Raw genomic sequence first — 14,679 nt, 5'->3', positions numbered from 1 at the left:
CTGCTCTTCTTCCACCTGCTCCTGTGGTCTGCCGGGGTACGTACCGACGGGAGGGCCGCTCAAAGCTCCCCGGTGTACGTGCCCCGGCCCACGCTTGCCCGGAGCATCCCCCAAGACGCTCCGCCGGACGTCCCCCAAGACATCCTTGGCATCGCACTCTAAGACTCGCGAACCCATCGAATGGTTACCCTGAAACCGATGTGATCTGAATCTCATTGTGGATATTACGTGAAGGACCGCAGGCGCAGGCTGTTCGTCACGACGAAGACCGATGAGAAGGCCATCGCCGCTCCAGCAATCATAGGGTTGAGCAGGCCAAATGCCGCAAGGGGTAGAGCGGCAACGTTGTAGCCGAATGCCCAGAACAGGTTGCCCTTGATCGTGGTGAGGGTGCGCCGGGAGAGCCGGATGGCGTCTGCGGTCACCTTGAGATCTCCACGAACCAGGGTCAGGTCGCTCGCCTCGATCGCCGCGTCCGTGCCGGTGCCCATGGCCAGGCCGAGGTCGGCGGTGGCCAGCGCGGCGGCGTCGTTGACCCCGTCACCGACCATGGCGACTACCCGTCCCTGGGCCTGCAAACCCTCGATGACGTGCGCCTTTTCCTCCGGAAGTACCTCCGCGCGGACCTCCTCGATACCGACCTCGCGGGCCACGGATTCGGCCACCGCCCGGTTGTCGCCGGTCAGCAGGATCGGGGTCAGGCCGAGTGCCCGGAGCGCGGTGATGGCCTCCGCGCTGGAGTCCTTGACCGCGTCGGCCACTTCGAGAACGCCGCGCGCCTCGCCGTCCCAGCCGACCGCGATGGCCGTACGACCCTGTGTGGCGGCCTCGGTCAGTGCGGCGGTCAGCGTGCCGGGGAGGTCGATTCCGGCGTCGGTGAGCAGCCGGGGGCGCCCGACGAGGACGGCGTGGCCGTCGACGGTGCCCTGGACGCCGAGTCCGGGGATGTTGGTGAAGTCCTCGGGGGTGGGGAGGGCGGCTCCGGTGCGGTCGGTGGCGCCGGTGGCGATGGCTTGGGCGATGGGGTGTTCGGAGGCGTGTTCGAGTGCTCCGGCGAGGCGGAGGACGTCGGTTTCGGTGGTGGTGGGGGTGGTGTGGATGGTCTGGAGGGTCATGCGGCCGGTGGTGACGGTGCCGGTCTTGTCGAGGACGATGGTGTCGACGCGGCGGGTTGATTCCAGGACTTCGGGGCCCTTGATGAGGATGCCGAGCTGGGCGCCGCGTCCGGTGCCGACCATGAGGGCGGTGGGTGTCGCGAGGCCCAGGGCGCAGGGGCAGGCGATGATCAGGACCGCGACCGCCGCCGTGAACGCGGCCGTGACGTCGTCCGTGGTGAGCAGCCAGACGATCAGCGTGCCGAGGGCGATGAGCAGGACCACGGGGACGAACACCGCGGAGATCCGGTCGGCCAGGCGCTGCACCTCGGCCTTGCCGTTCTGCGCGTCCTCGACCAGCTTCGCCATCCGGGCGAGCTGTGTGTCGGAGCCGACCCGGGTGGCCTCCACGACGAGCCGGCCGGAGGCGTTCACGGTGGCGCCGGTGACCTGGTCGCCCGCGCCCACGTCCACCGGGACGGACTCGCCGGTGAGCATGGACGCGTCCACCGCCGACGCACCCTCCACCACCGTCCCGTCGGTCGCGATCTTCTCGCCCGGCCGGACGACGAAGCGGTCGCCCACGACGAGCCGGCCCACGGGGACGCGGACCTCGGCGCCGCCCCGCAGGACGGCCACGTCCTTGGCGCCCAGATGCATCAGGGCGCGCAGCGCCGAACCTGCCCTCCGCTTGGACTTCGCTTCCAGATAGCGGCCCAGCAGGATGAAGGTGATGACGCCCGCCGCGACCTCCAGGTAGATGGTGTCCGAGGCGTCGGCGCGGGAGACCGTGAGATCGAAGCCGTGCCGCATGCCGGGCATCCCGGCGTCACCGAGGAACAGCGCCCACAGGGACCAGCCGAAGGCGGCCAGGGTCCCGACGGAGACGAGGGTGTCCATGGTGGCCGCGCCGTGGCGCAGGTTGGTCCAGGCGGCCCGGTGGAAGGGCAGTCCGCCCCAGACGACGACGGGAGCGGCGAGGGTGAGCGAGAGCCACTGCCAGTTGTCGAAGTGGAGCGCCGGGATCATCGCGAGGGCGACGACGGGGACGGCGAGCACGGCGGAGACGATGAGCCGCTGCCGGAGGCGGACCAGCTCGGGCGCGGCCTCGGTCTCGGGCCGCAGCGGCCCCTCCGGTTCCGCTTCCGGTTCTGTCGTGTGCGGCTCGGCGCGGGCGGCCTCGGAGAGCGCGTCGGTCGCTCCGGCGGTCTGCGGGGCGGTCTGCGCGGCGGCCTTCGGGGCGGGCCGGGGCACCGGCTTCGCGGTGTAGCCGGTCTTCTCGACCGTGGCGATGAGGTCCTGTACGGAGACGTCGGTGGCCGGGTAGCTGACGCGGGCCTTCTCGGTGGCGTAGTTGACGGTGGCGGTGACGCCGTCCATCCGGTTGAGCTTCTTCTCGACGCGGGCCGCGCAGGAGGCGCAGGTCATGCCGCCGATCACGAACTCGGCTTCCGAACTCGCCGCCGCCGCGGTCCCGGCCTCTGTTGCGCTGTGCATGTCCGAACTCCTGGAACGCCGACCGGGCCGTACCCCCACCAGTGTCTGCTGGTCGGTCCGGCCCGGCGGAACGGGGTGGTGCGGGGAAGGGATGGTTCCCGAGGCGGTCAGGCGCGCCCGGCGAGTTCGTAACCCGCCTCGTCGACGGCGGCGCGTACGGCCTCGTCGTCCAGGGCGGCGCCGGAGACCACCGTCACCTGGCCGGTGGACGCCACGGCCTTCACCGAGGTGACACCCTCGATGGCGGAGATCTCCTCGGAGACCGCGCCCTCGCAGTGTCCGCAGGTCATGCCGGTCACCTGGTAGGTGGTGGTCACGCCGGCCGGGGCGGCGTCCGTACCCGCGCTGTCGTGGCAGGAACCGCTGGGCGAGCAGCAGGAGCCGGTCGCCTGGGGGAGCTGGGTCTCGGCGGTCATCACATTCTCCTCTTCGACGGGCACACAGGGGTGGGCGGGCGCACACGGAGGCGCCGCCACACTCTTCACTTTATACCCCTAGGGGGTATGACGCGAGTCGTCGCCCGGCCGCTGTCCGCCGGTCCTGGGCCGTTATCCACCGTTCGGCGGAGCGTCCGCCGGGTCGGGCCGTGCGTGCGCGCCGTCGCGGACCATCGGTTCCAGGTACCGGTACAGGATCGTCTTCAGCTCCCGGATGTACGCCTCCCGCTCGTCCCCCTCGTACGCCATGATTACGTCGAGTCCGGCCTTGACGAGGTTGAAGATCATCGTGGCGACGCGGGTGACGTCGGCGGGCGGCGCGTCCGGCAGGTATCCGGCGATGATCGTCTCGACCCGGGCGAGCATCGTGACGTGCACCGCGTCATGATCCTTCGCGGGCATTCCGGGGATCTCGGAGCCGTGCATCAGCACCGTGAACGCCGGGTTGGCGCAGTTGAACTCGATCAGCGGGTCGAGGGTGGCGTCGAGGACCCGGTCCAGCGGCTGATCCCGCCGGACAGCCTGGAGGGCGGCCCCGTAGGTCTCCTGCCAGCGGGTCAGGAGCCGGTCGCCCAGCTCGACCGCGATGGCCTCCTTGTTCGGGAAGAACTGGTAGAGCGTGCCGGGCGAGACCCCGGCCTCGCGGGCGATGGCGTTGGTGCTCGCGGCGGTGTAGCCCGTCGTGCAGAAGACGTCGGCGGCGGCCTTGAGCAGCTGCGCGATGCGGGCCTCGCCCCGGGCCTGCCGCCGGCGCGGCCGGGCGGGGCCGGCTGCCGTCCCCGGCTTCTTGGTGGCGGCTTCCGCGGCCCCGGTGTCCCCGGTGCTCTCCGCTCTGGCCTGCGACACGGTGAATCCCCAGCTTTCGCGAGCAGTTGACAAACACGAGTGATCGCTCGCATTCTTATGAAACGCGAGCGGGGACTCGTGTTTGCCAGTGTATGTGGCAACGACTGATCCATGCTGCCCTGCGCGGCTGCTTCGTGCTGCCGCCCGGCGCACCCGGATCCGGGGAAAAAGGGGACATCGCACCATGTCTGAAGTCAACGGCCCGCAGCGATTGGGGGGCTGGACGCGCTTCGTCACCGCGCGCCCCCGGCTCACGCTGCTGGCGGCTCTGGTGATCACGGCGCTCGCGGTCTTCGCGGGCAGCGGGGTCGCCGACCGGATGGGCAGCGGCGGCTGGCAGGCCCCGGACGCCGAGTCGACCTACGCGACCAATGCGCTGGAGCGCGAGTTCCCCGCCTCCCAGCCGAATCTCCTGCTGCTGATCGACAGTGGCAGCGCCTCCGTCGACGACCCCGCCGTGGCCGCGGAGGCCGCACGCCTGGCCGAGCGGCTCTCCGGTGAGGCGGATGTCGTGGGGGTGCGCTCCTACTGGCAGGACAAGGCGCCCGCGCTGCGCGCCGAGGACGGCAAGGAAGCGCTGATCGCGGCCCGGATCGAGGGCGACGACAAGGCGACGGGGGAAGTGCTGGACCGGATGGCCCCGGCCTACCGGGGGACACACGGGCCGGTGCGCGTCTCGATCGGTGGCCCGGTCGCCGTGCAGCACGAGATGCAGACACTCATCGAGGAGGACCTGCTGAGGGCGGAGATGATCGCCCTGCCGGTGACGCTGGTCCTGCTCGTGATGGTCTTCGGCAGCGCGATCGCGGCCCTGCTGCCCCTGGGCGTCGGCATCGTCGCCATCCTGGGGACCAACGCCGTGCTGCGCGGCATCACCGAGCTCACCGATGTCTCCGTCTTCGCCCAGAACCTCACCACCGCACTCGGCCTCGGACTCGCCGTCGACTACGCGTTGTTCATCGTGCGCCGGTTCCGCGAGGAGCTGGCGACCGGGGCCCCGACCCGGACAGCGGTGGGTACGACGCTGCGCACCGCCGGGCGGACCGTGCTGTTCTCGGCGCTGACCGTCGCGGTCTCGCTGGCCGCGATGCTGGTCTTCCCGCAGTACTTCCTGCGTTCCTTCGCGTACGCCGGAATCGCCGTGGTGCTGCTGGCCGCCGCGGCCGCGTTGATCCTCCTGCCGGCCGCGCTGATGCTGCTCGGCCACCGGGTCAACTCCCTCGACCTCAGGAAGCTGCTGAGGCGGGGGCGCGCGAAGTCGCCCGATGCGGCGGCCGGTGCGGGCTGGGGCAGGTTCACGGCGCTGGTGATGCGCCGGGCGCCCGTCTTCGCCATCGTCACGAGCGTCGGACTCGTCCTGCTGGGGCTGCCCTTCCTGGGCGTCGAGTTCGGTACGGCGGACGACCGGCAGCTGCCCGCGTCCTCCGAGTCGCACGTGGTGCAGCAGCATCTGCGGGACGGCTTCCCCGGCAGCCCGGGTGGCGGCCTCGACATCTTCGCGGAGGGCGGGGCGACACCCGCCCAGTACGCCGACTACCGGAGCCGGATCGCCGCGCTCCCGGGGGTCCTGCGGGTCGACGGCCCGGTCACGGAAGGGAAGGCGGCCTACTTCAGCGTGCTGGGGAAGGGCGAGCCGGTCGGGCAGGAGACGCAGCGGCTGGTGAAGGACCTGCGGGCGGAGCCCGCCCCCTTCGACACCACCGTGACGGGGACCGCGGCGGTACTGGTCGACTCCAAGGCCGCCATCGGCGACCGCCTGCCGTGGGCGGTGGGCATCATCGCCGTGGTGACGCTGCTGCTGGTGTTCCTGCTGACCGGAAGCGTGCTGATCCCCGTCCAGGCCGTCGTGCTCAACGCCCTGAGCCTCACCGCGATGTTCGGGGCGGTGGTCTGGGTCTTCCAGGACGGGCACCTGTCCGGGCTGCTCTCCTTCACCAGCACGGGGGACATAGAGACGACACTGCCGGTGCTCATGTTCTGTGTCGCCTTCGGTCTCTCCATGGACTACGGGGTGTTCCTGCTCTCCCGGATCAAGGAGGAGTACGACCGCACCGGGGACCACGAGCACGCGGTCGGTTACGGGCTGCGGCACACCGGCGGACTGATCACCGCGGCGGCAGTGATCCTGGCGGTCGTGATGGTCGCCATCGGCACCTCACGGGTCACCAACACCAAGATGCTGGGGCTCGGCATCGCGCTCGCCGTGCTGATGGACGCGATGGTGGTCCGCAGCCTCCTGGTCCCGACGGTGATGAAGCTGATGGGCCGCGCGACCTGGTGGGCCCCGGCGCCGCTGCGCCGGTTCCACCAGCGGTTCGGGCTGAGCGAGGGGGAATCGGTGCGACCGGAGGCCGGGGCCGGGGCCGGGGTCGGGGTCGGGGCCGTGCCGGAGCCGTCCGCCGAGCCGGAGCGGATATCCAGCGGGGCGTAGAAGGGGCGGGGCGCGGGACGGGCGCGTTCCGGGACGTGGGGTGCGGGGCAGGCGGGGGCCGGACGAGCGGGTGGCCGGTCGGGCGGGGGCCGGACGGCGGACGGCGTACGGCCCCCGGTCGGCCCCGTCAGCCGCGGCGGCCCCGGTTGCCGGGGCGGGCGGCGACCCAGGCGCGGACCGTGTCCGCGTACCAGTAGGGCTTCCCGTTCTCCACGTGATCCGGCGCCGGCAGGAGGCCGTGCTTGCGATAGGAGCGGACCGTGTCCGGCTGAACCCGGATGTGCGCGGCGATGTCCTTGTAGGACCAGAGCCCTCTGTCCGTCATGGTGCCACCTCTCTGCACCGCGGCGGCGGCCTGGGGGCCGTCGGGGGAACTGCGCCGCGGTCACTGACGATCGCTCAGCCTGTGTGGGGTGAACGACGGGAGGCGGGAGGGGGCGGGGCCTGTCGAGCGGCTGTGACGGAAGACCCGCAGAACGGAGATATGCGTGACGAGGGGGTGATCTCGGCGAGCCGTCGGCGGGGCGGCGGGCGGCTTTTGTGCCACGGGGTGGGTGGCGGCCGGCTCGGCCCACCGGGTGGGTGGCGCCGGTTGGACGGACCAGCACCGGCCGGCCTGCGGGGTGGGTGGCGGCCAACGGGGCGGGCCCGGGGGCCCGGTCTCACCGAGGGCGACAGCAAGTACCGGCCCGACGTCACTGCCCGGGTCCGTCCGGCGTGTCAGGGAGCCCGGCGCGGGGTGCCGCAGGAGCGGAGGAATTCCCGGGTGCGGCGGGCGATGGGGAAGGGGCGGTCGGGCGGGCACGGGTACATGTCCTGCTCGACGATCGCGAACAGGTCGACGTCCAGCCGGCGGGCGGCGGCGAGGACCGGTTCCAGGGCCGGGACCCCGCCCGGCGGTTCGCACATGACGCCGCGCGCCACGGCCGGCCCGAACGGCACCTCGTTCGCCACCACATCGGCCAGGATCTCCGGGTCGACCTGCTTGAGGTGGAGGTAGCCGATCCGCTCGCCGTAGGTCTCGATCAGCTCGACGCTGTCGCCGCCGCAGTACGCGTAGTGGCCCGTGTCGAGACAGAGCGAGACGAGGTCCGGGTCGGTGGCGTCGAGGAAGCGGCTGACGTTCTCCTCGGTGTCGATATGGGTGTCGGCATGGGGATGGACGACGATGCGCAGCCCGTAACGGTCCAGGACCTCGCGCCCCAGCCGCTCGGTCTGGGAGGTGAGATGGCGCCACTGCCCGGCGGTGAGCGCGCGGTCCTCCAGCACCTCGCCCGTCCGGTCGTCGCGCCAGAACGACGGGATGACCACGAGATGGGCGGCGCCCATCGCCCGGGTGAGTGCCGCGATGTCGGCGACATGCGCCCAGGTCCGGTCCCAGACCTCCGGGCCATGGTGCAATCCGGTGAAAACGGTGCCCGCCGAGACGGAGAGCCCGCGGCTGCGGGTCTCGTCCGCGAGGCGGGCCGGATCGGTCGGGAGGTAGCCATAGGGGCCCAGCTCGATCCACTCGTAGCCCGCGGTGGAGACCTCGTCGAGGAAGCGCCGCCAGGGCACTTGGCGCGGATCGTCGGGGAACCACACTCCCCAGGAGTCGGGCGCTGAGCCGATGCGGATACCGGCCGGGGCGGAAGCGGAGGAGGAGGCCATGGGCCCACCCTCACCACGCGGGGGCGCACATGTCAAGGATACGTCCGTATGTCCGTACAAATGATTGACAGTGATCGGGGGAAGGGTTAGAACCGGGTACCGGCCGCCGTTGCGGCAGCCGCCCCACCGGTAGCCCGAAGGGCGCCCAGCCGAAGGGACGCTGAATGCCTGAGCCGTACGACGTGATCACCATGGGGCGGATCGGGGTGGACCTCTATCCGCTCAGGACCGGCGTGCCGCTGGCCCGGGTCGACACCTTCGGGAAGTTCCTCGGCGGCTCTCCCGCCAACGTCGCCGTCGCCGCGGCCCGCCTCGGCCGGCGCACCGCCGTGGTGACCCGGACCGGGCAGGACCCCTTCGGCACCTACCTGCACGACCAGTTGCGGGAATTCGGCGTGGACGACCGATGGGTGACCCCCGTCGCCGCCTACCCGACCCCGGTCACCTTCTGCGAGGTCTTCCCGCCCGACGACTTCCCGCTCTACTTCTACCGGCAGCCCAAGGCCCCGGACCTGGAGATCCACGCCTCGGAGCTCGACCTGGCGGCGATCAGGGCCGCCCGGGTGTTCTGGATGACCGGTACCGGGCTGTGCGCCGAGCCGAGCCGGACCGCGACGCTCGCCGCGCTGCGCGCCCGCGACCGGTCCGGCATCACCGTCTTCGACCTCGACTGGCGCCCGATGTTCTGGGAGCAGGCCGGCGAAGGGGCCGGACCCGCGGCCGGACCCGCGGCCGGCCCGAATGGCGCCCCGACCGGCGCCCCGGCCGACGGCCCGACGGCCGGGGCGAACACCGGGGTCACGGCTGGGGCACCCGCCGGGGCGAACACCGGCGCGGCGACCGGCGCGGCGACCGCGACGACGGCCGGCCCGACGGACGGCGCAACGGTCGGCCCGACGGCCGGGACGACGGCCTGGACACCCGCCGGGACGGCCAGGGCACCCGCCGGGACGGCCGGAGACCCCGCCGGGGCGTCCGGCGTGGTCTCCCCGTCCGCCCGCTACCGCGAGGCCCTCGCGCACGCCACCGTCGCCGTGGGCAACCTGGACGAGTGCGAGATCGCGACCGGCGAGCGCGAACCGTACGCGGCGGCCCGCGCCCTCATCGACGCGGGCGTCGAGCTGGCCGTCGTGAAGCGGGGCCCGGCGGGCGTTCTCGCCGTCCACCGGGACGGCACCGTCGCCGATGTGCCACCGCTGCCCGTCGACGTGGTCAACGGCCTCGGCGCGGGCGACGCGTTCGGCGGTTCGCTCTGCCACGGGCTGCTCGCCGGCTGGGAGACCGCCCGCACCATGCGCTACGCCAACGCCGCCGGCGCCATCGTCGCCTCCCGGCTCGCCTGCTCCTCCGCCATGCCCTTCCCGCACGAGGTCGAAGCCGCTCTCGCCGAAGGCGCCGTCACCGCCCGGGCCCCCGGAGCGGCCCGATGAGCCCGGCCGCCTCCCGCGTCTCCGACCTGGTCGACCTGCGCGTGCACCATCCGGAAGCCGTCGCCGAGGCCGCCGCCCGCCGCGCCAGGCGCCCGCTGGTCACCGGGCGCGGCCGGCTGATGATCGTCGCCGCCGACCACCCCGCCCGAGGCTCGCTAGCGGTCGGCGGCCGCGAACTGGCCATGGCCAACCGCTTCGAGCTGCTGGAACGGCTCTGCCTCGCCCTCTCCAGGCCCGGCGTCGACGGCGTGCTCGCCACCGCCGACATCCTGGACGACCTGCTGCTCCTGGGCGCCCTGGAGAACAAGGTGGTCATCGGTTCGATGAACCGGGGCGGACTGGTCGGCGCCTCCTTCGAGCTGGACGACCGCTTCACCGGACACCGCCCCGAGGACCTGGCCCGCCTCGGATTCGACGCCGGAAAGCTCCTGCTGCGCATCGACCACCAGGACCCCGGCTCCCTCGACACGATGCACACGACCGCCCGCGCCATCGACGCCATGGCCGCCCACCGGCTGCCCGTCTTCGTCGAACCCTTCCTCTGCCGCCGCGCCGCGGGCCGGGTCCACAACGACCTGAGCGCCGCCGCCGTCAGCACCGCCATCGCCATCGCCTCGGGACTGGCCGGCACCTCCGCGTACACCTGGCTCAAGGTCCCCGTCACGGAGAAACCCGACGAGATGGCCCGGGTCATGGAGAGTTCGACGCTGCCCGCCGTGCTCCTCGGTGGCGAGGTCGGCGACGAGCAGGACGCGGCGTACGAGAAATGGCGGGCCGCGCTGCGCCTGCCGACCGTCCGGGGGCTGGTGGTGGGGCGCTCACTGCTGTATCCCGCAGACGGGGAGGTGGCCGCCGCCGTCGACACGGCCGTATCACTGCTCGGTCCGGACACCACGGCCGGGGAAGGGACATGAGTATGCGAGGACAACCGACGTACCACCTGCCCGCGGGCCGCACCGCCCACGGCCCCTACGCCCTCGACATCGGCCCGGAACAGGCCGGCTGGGAGCGGTCGAGCCTACGAGTGGTGGAACTGGAACCGGGAGGAGTTCACACACTTGTCACCGGGGAGAGCGAGTGGATCGTACTGCCGTTGACCGGCAGCTGTACGGTGCACATCTCAGATGAGATCTTTGAACTGCTGGGCCGTAAGAGCGTGTTCAGCGGCGTATCCGACTTCGCCTATGTACCGCGCGACGCCCACGCACAGATCGCCTCCGGCGCAGGAGGCCGCTTCGCCCTGGCAGGAGCGAAGTGCGAGCGACGACTCCCCGCTCGCTACGGCCCCGCGCCGGAGGTACGCGTGGAGCTTCGCGGCTCCGGCAACTGCTCCCGACAGGTCAACAACTTCGCCGCCGCCGACGCCTTCGACTGCGACCGGCTGATCGCCGTGGAAGTCCTCACGCCCGGCGGCAACTGGTCCTCCTACCCGCCGCACAAACACGACGAGCACCACCCCGGCGAGGAATCCGTCCTGGAGGAGATCTACTACTTCGAGGTGGCAGACGGAGGCCTCGGCTACCACCGGGTGTCCCCGTCCCGGCCCGGCGGCACCGATGTTCTGGCCGAGGTCCGCAGCGGTGACACCGTCCTCATCCCCGACGGCTGGCACGGCCCCTCCATCGCCCCGCCCGGCCGCACCCTCTACTACCTCAACGTCATGGCGGGCCCCGGCGAGAAGCGGGAGTGGCTGATCCGCGACCACCCCGACCACCGCTGGATCCGCGACACCTGGCCGTCCCAGCCGGCCGACCCCCGGCTGCCGCTCTACGGGCCGGAGGACCAGGGATGACAGAGCGCAGCGCAACGACCGGAACGACCGGCGGGACCGGATCCACCGGCGCGCCCGGATCCACCGCGACGCCCGGAACCACCGGGGCGCCCACGCGGCGGCTCACCACCGCCCAGGCACTGATCGCCTTCCTCGCCCGCCAGTACACCGAGCGCGACGGCCACCGCCATCGGCTGATCGCCGCGACCTGGGGCATCTTCGGCCACGGCAACGTCGCGGGCATCGGCCAGGCGCTCCTGGAGACCGGCCCCGCCATGCCCTACCTCCAGGGCCGCAACGAGCAGTCCATGGTGCACGCGGCCGTCGGATACGCCCGCCAGTCGGGCCGGCTGTCCGCGCAGGCCGTGACCACCTCCATCGGCCCCGGCGCCACCAACCTCGTCACCGGCGCCGCCCTCGCCACCGTCAACCACCTGCCGGTCCTGCTGCTGCCCGGTGACACCTTCGCGACCCGCCCCGCCGACCCCGTGCTCCAGCAGCTGGAGGTGCCGTTCGCGGGCGACGTCTCCGTCAACGACTGCCTGCGCCCCGTCTCCCGCTACTTCGACCGCGTCACCCGCCCCGAGGCCCTGATCCCGGCCGCGCTGCACGCCATGCGGGTCCTCGCCGACCCGGCGGAGACCGGCGCGGTCACGCTCGCGCTGCCCCAGGACGTGCAGGCCGAGGCGCACGACTGGCCGGAGGAGTTCTTCGCCGAGCGCGTCTGGCACGTACGCCGCCCCGCCCCCGACCCGCACGAACTCGACCGGGCTGCCTCGGCGGTGCGTGCCGCCCGCAGGCCGCTGATCGTCGCGGGCGGCGGGGTCCACCACAGCGCCGCCGAGGAGGCACTCGCCGCGTTCGCCGACGCCACCCGCATCCCCGTCGCCTCCACCCAGGCGGGCAAGGGCTCCCTGCGCCACGACCACCCCGCCGACATCGGCGGCATCGGCCACACCGGCACCGCCACCGCCGACGACCTGGCCCGCACCGCCGACCTCGTCATCGGGACCGGCACCCGCTTCACCGACTTCACGACCGCCTCCGCGACCCTCTTCCAGAACCCGGACGTCCGGTTCCTCGGCGTCAACATCACCGGTTTTGACGCCCACAAGCTCGCCGCGCTCCCGCTCGTCGCCGACGCCCGCACCGCCCTGGAAGCCCTCACCGCCGCCCTGGCCGGGCACCGCACGGACCCCGCGTACGAGGCCGAGTACACCGGGGCCAAGGACCGCTGGGAGCGGCGCGTCGACACCGTCTACGCCACCCCCGACCCCCGGGCCCGCCCCACCCAGACCCAGGTCCTCGGCCTCCTGGACGAGTTGGTCACCGACGACGACATCCTCATCAACGCGGCCGGTTCCCTCCCCGGTGACCTGCACAAACTCTGGCGGACCCGCTCCCCGCGCCAGTACCACGTGGAGTACGGCTACTCCTGCATGGGCTACGAGATCCCGGCCGCGATCGGTGTCCAGCTCGCCGCCCCCGGCCGCCCCGTCTGGGCGCTCGTCGGCGACGGCACCTACCTCATGAACCCGACCGAGATCGTGACCGCCGTCCAGGAGGACCTGCCCGTCAAGCTCGTCGTCCTCCAGAACCACGGATACGCGTCGATCGGCGGCCTCTCCGAGTCCACCGGCGGCGAACGCTTCGGTACGGCCTACCGCCACCGCGCCGCCGACACCCGCTTCACCGGGCCCCCGCTCCCCGTCGACCTCGCCGCCAACGCCGCCTCGCTCGGCATGCGGGTGCTGCGCGCCGGGACGGTGGGCGAGCTGCGCGAGGCCCTGGCCGAGGCCCGCGCGGCGGACCGGCCCGTCTGTGTGCATGTGGAGACCGAAACACCTGGTGCGGGACAGGGGCCCCCGGACGCACAGGCGTGGTGGGATGTCCCCGTGGCCGAGACGGCCACCCGCCCCGCGGCGGTCGCAGCACGGAAAGAGTACGAACGCCACAGCGCCGGCCGACGCCGTCACCTCTGAAGGAGCCGCAGCATGAAGACCGTGAACCACTGGATCGGTGGCAAGACCGTCGAGGGCACGTCGGGCACGTACGGCCCGGTGACCGACCCGGCCACCGGTGCCGTCACCACCCGGGTCGCGTTCGCCTCCCCGGACGAGGTCGACACGGCGGTGGCCGCAGCGAAGGACGCGTACACGACGTGGCGCTCCTCGTCGCTGTCCGCCCGCACGGGGATCCTGTTCCGCTACCACGCGCTGCTGGACGCCCACCGGGACGAGATCGCCGCGCTCATCACCGCCGAGCACGGCAAGGTGCACTCGGACGCGCTCGGCGAGGTCGCGCGCGGCCTGGAAATCGTCGAACTGGCCTGCGGGATCACCACCCAGCTCAAGGGCGAGCTGTCCACCCAGGTCTCCAACCGGGTCGACGTCTCATCGATCCGGCAGCCGATCGGCGTCGTCGCGGGCATCACCCCGTTCAACTTCCCGGCCATGGTGCCGATGTGGATGTTCCCGCTGGCCATCGCCTGCGGCAACACGTTCGTGCTCAAGCCCAGCGAGAAGGACCCCTCCGCCGCCAACCTGCTGGCCGAGCTGGCCGCCGAGGCCGGTCTGCCGGACGGCGTGCTGAACGTCCTGCACGGCGACAGGGTTGCCGTCGACGCCCTCCTGAACCACCCGGACATCGCCGCCGTCTCCTTCGTCGGCTCGACCCCCATCGCCCGCCACATCCACGCCACCGCCTCCGCCAACGGCAAGCGCGTCCAGGCGCTCGGCGGCGCGAAGAACCACATGCTGGTCCTGCCCGACGCGGATCTGGACGCCGCCGCCGACGCCGCGGTCTCCGCCGCGTACGGCTCGGCCGGGGAGCGCTGCATGGCGATCTCCGCGGTCGTCGCCGTGGGCGCGATCGGCGACGAGCTGGTCGCCCGGATCAAGGAGCGGGCCGAGAGGATCAAGATCGGCCCCGGCACCGACCCGGCCTCCGAGATGGGCCCGCTGATCACCGCCGCCCACCGCGACAAGGTCGCCTCCTACGTGACCGGCGCCGCCGCCCAGGGCGCCGAAGTCGTCCTCGACGGCACCGGATTCACCGTCGACGGCTTCGAGGACGGCCACTGGATCGGCCTCTCGCTCCTCGACCACGTCTCCACCGGCTCCGACGCGTACAAGGACGAAATCTTCGGCCCGGTCCTGTGCGTGCTGCGCGTCGGCACGTACGAGGAGGGCGTCGCCCTCATGAACGCCTCGCCGTTCGGCAACGGCACCGCGATCTTCACCCGCGACGGCGGCGCGGCCCGCCGCTTCCAGCTGGAGATCGAGGCCGGCATGGTCGGCGTCAACGTGCCGATCCCGGTCCCGGTGGGCTACCACTCCTTCGGCGGCTGGAAGGACTCCCTCTTCGGCGACCACCACATCTACGGCAACGACGGCGTGCACTTCTACACCCGCGGCAAGGTCACCACGACCCGCTGGCCCGACCCGGCCGACACCCCGGCGGGCGTGGACCTGGGCTTCCCCAGGAACCACTGACGCACATCACGGGCCGGGGCCGACGCCCC

Annotated in this window: 11 protein-coding genes; 6 read left to right on the top strand and 5 right to left on the bottom strand. The window is 72.3% G+C overall.

What is annotated here, in order from left to right; all coding sequences use genetic code 11:
• Positions 1-224: 224 nt before the first annotated feature.
• From P8A18_RS10540 to P8A18_RS10530, 3 genes are all read right to left on the bottom strand, one after another.
• Complete coding sequence (locus P8A18_RS10540; protein ID WP_306053646.1) at positions 225-2,591, bottom strand: heavy metal translocating P-type ATPase; 2,367 nt, start codon at positions 2,589-2,591, stop codon at positions 225-227.
• 107 nt (positions 2,592-2,698) lie between these two features.
• Positions 2,699-3,007: a heavy-metal-associated domain-containing protein gene (locus P8A18_RS10535; RefSeq protein ID WP_018552760.1), complete on the bottom strand. Its 309-nt coding sequence runs from the start codon at positions 3,005-3,007 to the stop codon at positions 2,699-2,701.
• A 132-nt stretch (positions 3,008-3,139) separates the two neighbouring features.
• Positions 3,140-3,874, bottom strand: a complete 735-nt coding sequence (locus tag P8A18_RS10530; protein ID WP_306053645.1) for a TetR/AcrR family transcriptional regulator — start codon at positions 3,872-3,874, stop codon at positions 3,140-3,142.
• A gap of 184 nt (positions 3,875-4,058) precedes the next feature.
• Between P8A18_RS10530 and P8A18_RS10525 the strand changes: the two genes are divergently transcribed.
• Entirely contained in the window at positions 4,059-6,305 is a 2,247-nt protein-coding gene (locus tag P8A18_RS10525; protein ID WP_306053644.1) for an MMPL family transporter, read from the top strand.
• 127 nt (positions 6,306-6,432) lie between these two features.
• Here the strand turns inward: P8A18_RS10525 and P8A18_RS10520 are convergent, their stop codons facing one another.
• Together P8A18_RS10520 and P8A18_RS10515 are read right to left on the bottom strand one after the other, a co-directional pair.
• Complete coding sequence (locus P8A18_RS10520) at positions 6,433-6,630, bottom strand: helix-turn-helix transcriptional regulator (protein ID WP_018552763.1); 198 nt, start codon at positions 6,628-6,630, stop codon at positions 6,433-6,435.
• Between the two features lie 395 nt (positions 6,631-7,025).
• Positions 7,026-7,955: a sugar phosphate isomerase/epimerase family protein gene (locus P8A18_RS10515; protein ID WP_306053642.1), complete on the bottom strand. Its 930-nt coding sequence runs from the start codon at positions 7,953-7,955 to the stop codon at positions 7,026-7,028.
• 164 nt (positions 7,956-8,119) lie between these two features.
• On the opposite strand from P8A18_RS10515, the gene P8A18_RS10510 reads away from it, so the two are divergent.
• Genes P8A18_RS10510 through P8A18_RS10490 form a run of 5 tightly spaced genes read left to right on the top strand, consistent with a single transcriptional unit; the run spans position 8,120 to position 14,650 of the window.
• Positions 8,120-9,385, top strand: a complete 1,266-nt coding sequence (locus P8A18_RS10510) for a 5-dehydro-2-deoxygluconokinase (RefSeq protein ID WP_306053641.1) — start codon at positions 8,120-8,122, stop codon at positions 9,383-9,385.
• Complete coding sequence (locus tag P8A18_RS10505) at positions 9,382-10,299, top strand: Cgl0159 family (beta/alpha)8-fold protein (protein WP_306053639.1); 918 nt, start codon at positions 9,382-9,384, stop codon at positions 10,297-10,299. Before P8A18_RS10510 ends, P8A18_RS10505 begins: the two co-directional genes overlap by 4 nt.
• Positions 10,296-11,177 carry a 5-deoxy-glucuronate isomerase gene (iolB, locus tag P8A18_RS10500; protein ID WP_306053638.1) on the top strand — a complete coding sequence of 294 codons (882 nt, stop codon included), beginning with the start codon at positions 10,296-10,298 and terminating at the stop codon, positions 11,175-11,177. Before P8A18_RS10505 ends, iolB begins: the two co-directional genes overlap by 4 nt.
• The gene (gene iolD, locus P8A18_RS10495) at positions 11,174-13,138 is read left to right on the top strand and encodes a 3D-(3,5/4)-trihydroxycyclohexane-1,2-dione acylhydrolase (decyclizing) (protein ID WP_306053637.1); all 1,965 of its coding nucleotides are present in this window, start codon (positions 11,174-11,176) and stop codon (positions 13,136-13,138) included. Before iolB ends, iolD begins: the two co-directional genes overlap by 4 nt.
• A gap of 12 nt (positions 13,139-13,150) precedes the next feature.
• Positions 13,151-14,650 carry a CoA-acylating methylmalonate-semialdehyde dehydrogenase gene (locus tag P8A18_RS10490; protein WP_306053636.1) on the top strand — a complete coding sequence of 500 codons (1,500 nt, stop codon included), beginning with the start codon at positions 13,151-13,153 and terminating at the stop codon, positions 14,648-14,650.
• Positions 14,651-14,679 lie beyond the last annotated feature (29 nt).

The organism is Streptomyces sp. Mut1 (genome assembly GCF_030719295.1).
In the GTDB taxonomy this organism is placed as follows: Bacteria; Actinomycetota; Actinomycetes; order Streptomycetales; family Streptomycetaceae; genus Streptomyces; species Streptomyces castrisilvae.
The sequence above is the reverse complement of the archived record's forward strand: the minus strand, read 5'-3'. Positions and strand labels throughout refer to the sequence as shown.